Here is a 1,518-nt window from a genome sequence, read left to right on the forward strand (position 1 = left end):
TCGACGAGGCCGGCAACCTGACCGTCCAGGTGGGCGACGAAGTAAAGGCCCTGTTCGAGCGCAAAGAGAACCAGAAGGGGTACGCGGTCCTTTCCAAGCGCAAGGCCGACCGCCTTTCCGCCTGGGATGCCATCGACGCCGCCGGCGGCGAAGGCGGCATCGTCGAGGGCAAGATCACCGGCAAGGTCAAGGGGGGCCTCACCGTCGACATCGGCGTCCAGGCGTTCCTGCCGGCCTCCCAGGTTGACCTCCGCCCCGGCGGCAATCTGGACAAGTACATCGGCGTGACTGACCGCTTCAAGGTGCTCAAGCTCAACAAGAAGCGGGGCAACATCGTTCTGTCCCGTCGCGTCCTGCTGGAAGAGGAGCGGGCCGGCGTCCGCACCGAGACCCTCGCCAACCTGGCCGAGGGCCAGATTCGCGAAGGCGTGGTCAAGAACATCACCGATTACGGCGCATTCGTCGATATCGGCGGCGTCGACGGCCTTCTGCACGTGACCGACATGTCGTGGGGCCGGCTGGGCCACCCCTCCGAGATGCTCAAGCCGGGCGACAAGCTCAGCGTAAAGGTCCTCAAGTACGACCAGGAAAAGGGCAAGATATCCCTGGGCCTCAAGCAGATCACTCCCGATCCCTGGCTCGCGGTGGAGCAGAAGTTCCAGGTGGGCGACCGGGTCAGCGGCCGCGTGGTCAGCATGACCGATTACGGCGCATTCGTGGCCCTCGACGAAGGGATCGAAGGGCTGGTGCACGTCTCCGAGATGTCGTGGACCAAGCGGCTCCGCCATCCGTCCGACCTCCTCACCGTGGGCGACGAGGTGGTGACCGTGGTGCTCGGCATCGACACGGGCAACCGCCGCATCTCCCTTGGCCTCAAGCAGGCCCAGGCCAACCCCTGGACCCAGTTGGATGAGAGATACCCCGTGGGCACCAAGCTGGAGGGGCAGATCAAGAGCATCACCGATTTCGGCGTCTTCATCGGCGTGGAAGAGGGAATCGACGGCCTCGTGCACGTCTCCGACATCTCCTGGACCAAGCGGATCAAGCACCCCGGCGAGGTCTTTGCCAAGGGGCAGACCGTCCAGGCCGTGGTCCTCAACGTGGATGCCGAGAACGAGCGCCTCTCCCTGGGGATCAAGCAGCTCACCCCCGATCCCTGGAGCGTGATCCCCGCCACCTACCGTCCCGGCACCCGCGTGCGGGGCAAGGTGACCTCCGTGACCGACTTCGGCGTCTTCCTTGAGATCGAGGAGGGGATCGAAGGGCTGGTGCACGTCTCCGAGCTTTCCCGCGAGAAGGTCGCCTCGCCCAAGGACTTCGCCTCCGTGGGCGACGAGTTGGAAGCGGTTGTCCTGAGCGTCGACGACGTGGAGAAGAAGATCGCCCTCTCTGTCAAGGCTCTCCAGGCCGCCGCCGAAAAGGCCGAGCTGGAGTCGTACATGCAGGACCGCGGTGAAGCCACATCCAACCTGGGCGCCCTGCTCCGGGAAGGGATGCGCAAGAACGGCGACAACAACG

General features: G+C 65.0%; 1 protein-coding gene. It reads left to right on the forward strand.

All coding sequences use genetic code 11. The features are described 5' to 3' along the window. On the forward strand, window positions 1-1,518 hold a 1,518-nt coding region (locus tag AC6CDK_RS17755; protein ID WP_496639956.1), incomplete at both ends, for a 30S ribosomal protein S1.

Source organism: Geobacter sp. PheSNFMC, assembly GCF_059620965.1.